Origin of the sequence: Ectothiorhodospira lacustris (genome assembly GCF_022227785.1) — a bacterium.
In the GTDB taxonomy this organism is placed as follows: Bacteria; Pseudomonadota; Gammaproteobacteria; order Ectothiorhodospirales; family Ectothiorhodospiraceae; genus Ectothiorhodospira; species Ectothiorhodospira lacustris.
Genome location: NZ_JAJNQM010000119.1, coordinates 1 through 6,710, shown reverse-complemented (window position 1 = coordinate 6,710; position 6,710 = coordinate 1). Strand labels below are relative to the sequence as shown.

At 63.7% G+C, this 6,710-nt stretch carries 5 protein-coding genes and 1 pseudogene; 4 read left to right on the top strand and 2 right to left on the bottom strand.

The genetic code is table 11. The features are described from left to right. Nucleotides 1-213: 213 nt before the first annotated feature. A pseudogene (locus LQ952_RS15105) lies at nt 214-447 on the top strand (hypothetical protein); the annotation flags it as partial. Nucleotides 448-484: 37 nt separating this feature from the next. On the opposite strand, the gene LQ952_RS15100 reads toward LQ952_RS15105, so the two are convergent. After that, a complete protein-coding gene (locus LQ952_RS15100; protein WP_238623451.1) occupies nt 485-1,186 on the bottom strand; it encodes an RES family NAD+ phosphorylase in 702 nt (233 codons plus the stop codon). Continuing rightward, nucleotides 1,170-1,553 carry an MbcA/ParS/Xre antitoxin family protein gene (locus LQ952_RS15095; protein WP_238623450.1) on the bottom strand — a complete coding sequence of 128 codons (384 nt, stop codon included), beginning with the start codon at nt 1,551-1,553 and terminating at the stop codon, nt 1,170-1,172. Before LQ952_RS15095 ends, LQ952_RS15100 begins: the two co-directional genes overlap by 17 nt. Nucleotides 1,554-1,681: 128 nt before the next feature. On the opposite strand from LQ952_RS15095, the gene LQ952_RS15090 reads away from it, so the two are divergent. From LQ952_RS15090 to LQ952_RS15080, 3 genes are all read left to right on the top strand, one after another. Continuing rightward, on the top strand, nt 1,682-5,047 hold the full coding sequence (locus LQ952_RS15090; RefSeq protein ID WP_238623449.1) for a type I restriction endonuclease subunit R: 3,366 nt from the start codon (nt 1,682-1,684) through the stop codon (nt 5,045-5,047). After that, nucleotides 5,044-5,745: a M48 family metallopeptidase gene (locus LQ952_RS15085; protein WP_238623448.1), complete on the top strand. Its 702-nt coding sequence runs from the start codon at nt 5,044-5,046 to the stop codon at nt 5,743-5,745. The genes LQ952_RS15090 and LQ952_RS15085 overlap by 4 nt, the downstream gene beginning before the upstream one ends. Before the next feature lie 177 nt (nt 5,746-5,922). Beyond that, on the top strand, nt 5,923-6,710 hold a 788-nt coding region (locus LQ952_RS15080), incomplete at its 3' end, for an ATP-binding protein (RefSeq protein ID WP_238623447.1).

Here is a 6,710-nt window from a genome sequence, read left to right as displayed (position 1 = left end):
GCCATGCTCTCGTTTCACAATAAAGCCTTCGACTTCAGTCGAGGGTTATTTACGGCATGACCTCTACACAGCCCTCTACTGCCGGCTGCCGTCTCGTATTCTATCGTTACCCGTCAGGCTATTCGAAATAAACAAAAGTCGCAATATCCGAAACGGGCTATTGGCCTCCGGGCTGGTATGCTCAGGGTAGTAATCCACGCAGGGAGCCACGACATGGCAGGTCCCGAGTATACAGACGTCGAAAAGCCCTTCATCGACCAACTGGTGGGGCAGGGCTGGGCGTTTCTGGCTCGCTCGATGGACGACCCCGCCGTGACCCACCGGGACAGCTTCGCCCAAGTGGTGATGGAACCTCTGCTGCGCCGGCAGTTGCGCGCCATCAACCTGCGCGACGGCAAGCCCTGGCTCGATGATGGGCGATTGGATCAGGCCGTGGCGGCCATAACGTGCGTCTGGTGCCTGACACCAACATCGTGGTTTGACGTCAATACCCCGTTGCCCTCAGTTCAATGATGTCGGTGATCCTTTCGCCATCCCATCGATATTGCAGGTGCCTGCCCTGACGGGTTGGCCCAAGGGCGGGTGGTCTCAGGACACCCGCACATAGACCACCCTCGGTATCCCTTACACTGGGATAAATGAATCCGTAACGACCCGCCTGTCGGGCCTGAAGCCCCAGGTGCTGCGAAGGCCGCCAATCGTGGGGGTCGAGGTAGGGAGTGCCAGTGGGGGCGCAGAGGTCGAGCAGCGGCGCCCGCAACGCTGCCAGATAAACCCGCATTTCCAGGTTGATCGATGGTTCCGACGATTCACGCAGGAAACGCTCGCGGTGATGACGGGTTTCGGCCACCGCGGTGTGCTCGTCTCGGGCGCAGTAATACACGCCGTAGGCCCCATCGGAAAAACGACTCTGGGCCGGGTAGGTGAAGGCGGCCATGACCGGCGTGTAGCCGGGCCCGAATCGTCGATCCTGTTCGGGTACCAGATGGATCTCGCCGGCCGCCTCGCGCAGGCGATTCGAGGTCAGGCCCTCAAGCTCACTGAGGGCCGCCAGATCGCCGGCTTGTCCGGCAACACCCTCGAAGAGGTCTATGGGTGGGAAACGGGAAGGTACGATCCGGTAGCTCTTGGGCCAATGCACCTCCACCTCTGAAAATTGGGCGAGAAGATCAGCCTCGGGCGGCATCCAGATGCTCCCGCACAGCCACCAGGTCGGCTACATGCCCCCCAAGCATGCGTTCAAGGGGGGGGTGTCCGCCAAAGCGGGGGTTGGTGTTCGGTCGTCTCACCCAGCCATGCGCGGATTCGGGCCTTGGCAGCAGGATATGCAGCGCTTTGTAGATGCCGAGAATCAGGGAGAGACGCTCCAGCAGGTTCACGTCCGCCTGTATCCGGTTCGGGTCATGCTTCCAACGTCGATAGGTTGGGCCGGAAACCCCCAGCAGTCGCGCTGCCTCCTGCTCCTTGAGGCCCCAAGCCCGGGCAATGTTTGGATAAGCCCGCAACCCGGCGGCAGCCAGGGTCTGGCGTTGCTCCATCGTCATGGTTTGCATGGCGCACCTCCTGGGCAGTGGCCTGTTTCATCATGGATCATTTGATTGATATTTCAATTATAGCGCTCAAATGATCTATCCTCCTCCATTGCATCAAAAACCCTACAGCACCATGGAGCAGCCACGGTATGGCAGGTCCCGAGTATACGGACGTCGAAAAGCCCTTCATCGACCAGCTGGTGGGGCAGGGCTGGGCGTTTCTGGCCGGGTCGATGGACGACCCTGCCGTGACTCACCGTGAGAGCTTTGCCCAGGTGGTGATGGAGCCGCTGCTGCGCCAGCAGTTGCGTGCCATCAACCTGCGAGACGGCAAGCCCTGGCTCGATGATGTGCGAATGGACCAGGCCGTGGCGGCCATCACCCGCCTTCCCGCCAGCAAGGTGCTGGAGGCGAATCAGCAGGCCACCGACCTGCTGCTGAACGGCTTGCCCGTGGACGGTCTGGAAGGATGGGACGGAGGCCGTGGCCAGACGCTGCGGTTTATCGACTGGAATGAACCCGCCAACAACGTCTTCACCGTGGTCAATCAGTTCAAGGTGAAGTGCCCGCCCGGCCACGATGGCGCCAAGGGGCATGTGATCCCCGACCTGGTGCTGTTCGTCAACGGCATCCCGCTGGTGGTGGTGGAGTGCAAGAGCCGCAGCGCGCCGGAGGGCCTCAGCCAGGCGGTGGATCAGTTGCGCCGCTACCATGATCAGCGCTGGCTGGAGGGCGAAGTGGGTGAGCACGAGGGGGCACCGGCACTGTTCGCCACCAGCCAGTTCCTTGTTGTCAGCAACTTTGATGAGGCCCGAGCGGGCACCATCGGCGCTCGTTTTGCCCACTACCTGAGCTGGAAGACGGTGGCCCCCCGGCGCGAAGCCCAGGTGGTCATGGACCTGGGCGTGGCGGATCTTTCCGCCCAGCAGCGCCTGATTGCCGGGATGCTGACCCGGGCCAACCTGCTGGACATCGTGCGTCACTACACCCTGTTCATGAACCTGGGCGGCCAGACCATCAAGCTGGTCTGCCGCTATCAGCAGTTCCGTGGGGTGACCCGGGCCATGGTGCGCTTGAAGCACGGCAAGACCCGCCGACAGGATGGCGAGGCGGATCGCCGTGGCGGCATCATCTGGCACACCCAGGGCAGCGGCAAGAGCCTGTCCATGGTGTTTCTGGTCCGCAAGCTGCGCACCGATCCCGCCCTGAGACGCTTCAAGGTGGTGGTGATCACCGACCGCAAGGACCTGCAGACCCAGCTCTCCGACACCGCGAGACTCACCGGCGAGCGCGTGGAGAAGGCGCGCAATACCACCGAGCTCAAGAAGCTGCTGGCCCGGGACGGCCCTGGTCTGGTGTTCGGCACCATTCAGAAATACCGCGACCCGGATGCCGAAGGGGAGGGCGATGCCTATGAGATCCCCGAGGGCAGGGGGCTGGACTGGGAGCACCGCGATGTGGCCGAGCCAGGCCCCTTGAGTGGTGGCCGCACACCGAAGAAGCCGACCTTGAGCGAGCCCTTCCAGGTGCTCAATACCAGCGAGGACATCCTGATCCTGGTGGACGAGGCCCACCGTACCCAGGCCGGCGACCTGCACGCCAACATGATGCGCGCCCTGCCCAACGCGGCCCGCATCGGCTTCACCGGCACGCCCATCATCATGGGCGACAAGAAGCGCACCCACGACATCTTCGGCGAGTACATCGACCGCTACACCATCAAGGAGTCGGAGCAGGACGGCGCCACCGTGCCCATCCTCTACGAGGGGCGCACCGCCAAGGGGGCGATCAAGGACGGTGCCAGCCTGGATGGCCTGTTCGAGGACCTGTTCCGCAATCATAGCCCGGAAGAGCTGGAGGCCATCAAGAAGAAGTACGCCACCAAGGGGCAGATCTTTGAGGCACCGCAACTGATCCAGGAAAAGGCCCAGGACATCCTGCGCCACTACGTGACCCATATCCTCCCCAACGGCTACAAGGCCCAGCTGGTGGCCTACAGTCGCCGTGCCGCCTTGCGCTACGTTGAGGCCCTGGAGGCAGCCCGCGCCGAGCTGCTGGAAGAGTCGCTGGCCCTCTCCCCCGAAGACAAGGCATTGGATGACACCCAACTGCTCACGCGGCCCCTGCGGGTGAAGGCGGCGATCCAGGCCTGGCGCTATCGCCAGGTGCTGCGCCAGTTGGCGTTTGCCGTGGTGTTCAGCAGCGGCAATAACGATGATCCCACCTGGGCGAAGTGGAGTGACCGCGCCGCCGTCGACAGCCATATCCAGCGCTTCAAGAAGCCGCTGCCACCGCTGGACGGCACACCGCCCACCGATGCCGCCAAGCACGATCCGCTGGCCTTTTTGATCGTCAAGAGCATGCTGCTCACCGGGTTCGATGCCCCCATCGAGGGCGTGATGTACCTGGATCGGTCCCTGCGGGAGGCGGAGCTGCTGCAGGCCATCGCCCGGGTCAACCGCACCGGCCACGGCAAGAGCCATGGCATCGTGGTGGACTACTTCGGCGTGGCCAACCACCTCAAGGAGGCCCTGGCCGCCTACAGCGAGGAAGATATCGAGGGTGCCCTGCAGAGCCTCAAGGATGAGATCCCGCTGCTGCGCGATCGCCATCTGCGGGTGATCGACGTGCTGCGCGGGCAGGGCGTGGATGACCTGGACGACACCGAGGAAGCCGTGCAGGCGCTGGCGGATGAGCGGGTGCGGGCCGAGTTCGTGGTCAAGCTCAAGGCGTTCAATCGCGGCCTGGACGACGTGCTGCCGCGCCCGGAAGGGCTGGAGTTCGTCAACGACGCCAAGCGGCTTGCCTATATCCACGCCCTGGCGCGCAACCGTTACAAGGACACCCCGGAACTGGGCCGGGATATCGGCAACAAGGTGCGCAAGCTGATCGACGATTATGTGATCTCCCTGGGCATCGACCCGCGCATCCCGCCGGTACAACTCACCGATGCCCAGTTCGATGCCCACCTGGGCCGCCAGGTGGGTGACCGTGCCAAGGCCTCGGAGATGGAGCACGCGGTTCGCTCCCATGTACGCAAGCACCTGGACGAGGATCCGGTGAAGTACGGTCGCCTCAGCGAGCGCCTGGAGGCGCTGCTTCAGCAACTGGATGGCCAGTGGGCCGAACAGGTGGAGGCCCTGGAGGGCCTGATCCACCAACTCCGTGACGGGGTCGCCATCGACGGTGAGGCGATCCCCGACATGCCCGCCCATGCCGAGCCCTTCTGGCGGGAGCTGGTGGCCAGCAGTGGCCAGACTCTGGAGCAGATGGACGAGGCACAGGCCCGCAGGCTGTGGGAGACCACCGAGGAACTGGTGGAACTGATCCAGGAGGAGATCGCCATCCCCGACTTCTGGAAACCCTCCCATATCCCGGACCAGGAAGCCCTGCGCCAGGAGGTATTCACCACGCTGATGATCAAGGGCGTTGTCCCATTCGACCGCGGCAGAGAGGTGACACAGCGGCTCCTGGACCTGGCCCGCAGCAATCACGACAAGCTGGTGAACGCATGACCCAGCTGGCCGTGGATGATCTCACCTTCGAGGTGCGCGAAAGCGCGCGCCGCAAGACGTTGGAGATCACCGTGGACCGGGACGGCGAGCTGGTCATTGCCGCGCCCAGCGGGACCGACGAGCAGCACCTGCGTGACTTTGTGGTGGAAAAGCGGTTGTGGATCTACCGCAAGCTGGCGGAGAAGGCCGAGAATCGCCGCCGGCTGCCGCGAAAGCAGTACATCAACGGCGAGGGGTTCCTCTACCTGGGTCGCAGCTACCGACTCAAGCGCGTGCCCGATGATGCCCAGGACGCCCCTCTGAAGCTCGTGGCGGGGCGCTTCCAACTCCGCGAGGACGCCCTACCCGAAGCCCGGGAACACTTCATCCGCTGGTACAGCGCCCGCGCCTCGGACTGGCTGACCGCCAAGGTAAAAGAGCAGGCCCGGCGCATGGGGGTCGAGCCGGCGGGCGTGAAGATCCAGGACCTGGGCTACCGCTGGGGCTCCTGCGGCAAGGGGAGCCGGGTCTACTTCCACTGGAAGACCATCCTGCTGCCACGCCATATTGCCGAGTATGTGGTGGTGCATGAGCTGGTTCACCTGCACGAGCCCCATCATACCCCCGCCTTCCGGCGCCGTCTGGAGCGGTTCATGCCGGACTATGAGCAGCGCAAGGACTGGCTGGCGCGGCATGGGATTGAGGTGGAGGGGGTTTGAGCGGTTTAGCGGGTGCTCCTCCGGCGTATGAGGGCGCTGCGTGACTGCGTGATATGCCAATCAATCCCGGAGACCACTCGGATCATCTCCTTGCCCGCGCCGCAGCTGTGGGAATGTAGTCGCAGCGGGTCTCTGGCAAGATAGGCGTCTCCCAAGCCAATGGACTCAGAAGGCGACATGGCGCACCTGCTACGCATCGTGATGATTCACGGCCATCTTGAAGGTGTGGTCGAACTGGATGTGGACGGCCACACCAATATCTGCGGCACCAATGCCTCGGGCAAGACCACCCTGCAGCGGCTGGTGCCGGTGTTCTACGGCGAGTTGCCCAACAAGGTGGTGCCCAGAACACGGCAGAAGTTCGACCAATTCTACCTGCCGCACCGCAACAGCTACCTTGTCTACGAATACCGCCGTGAGGCGGGCGATGTCTGTCAGGCGGTGCTCACCCGCAAGAGCGAGGGCGGGGTGGAATATCGCTTCGTGGGCGCGCCCTATCGACCCGAGGACTATCTGCTCGTGAGCGAGGGCGGTGTAACCGCCCTGGAGTATGCCCAGTGGGCCAACGGGCTGCGTCGCCAGAGCATTGAGGTATCCCAGAAACTGGGCGCCAGCTCCGAATATCGCTCGGTGATCCAGAACGATTTCACCCAGCAATACGGCAACAGCCGCGAGGCACTGCGTCTGCGTCAGATGGCGGCCCGGTTCAGCCTGGTGCGTCCGGGGCAGCGCATCCGCCATATGGAGAAACTGGTCTCGGCGGTGCACGCCAAGGAAGGCAAGATGGACACCCTCAAGACCATGCTGGCGGCCATCTTCGAGGAGGATGGCGTTGAGCTGCCGGTGACCCGTATCCGCAACACCAAGGCGCGGGAGTGGATCGCCCGCATGCGCCAGTCCATGCGGCTGGGACCGCTGCAACGTGCCCTGGTAGATCTGCAGCGCCTCGACCGCGAGATTGCGGA

Excerpts from the sequence above, each read along its gene's own strand:
- LQ952_RS15100 (WP_238623451.1), bottom strand. The coding sequence starts at position 1,186 with ATGCCGCCCGAGGCTGATCTTCTCGCCCAATTTTCAGAGGTGGAGGTG.
- LQ952_RS15095 (WP_238623450.1), bottom strand. The coding sequence starts at position 1,553 with ATGCAAACCATGACGATGGAGCAACGCCAGACCCTGGCTGCCGCCGGG.
- LQ952_RS15090 (WP_238623449.1), top strand. The coding sequence starts at position 1,682 with ATGGCAGGTCCCGAGTATACGGACGTCGAAAAGCCCTTCATCGACCAG.
- LQ952_RS15085 (WP_238623448.1), top strand. The coding sequence starts at position 5,044 with ATGACCCAGCTGGCCGTGGATGATCTCACCTTCGAGGTGCGCGAAAGC.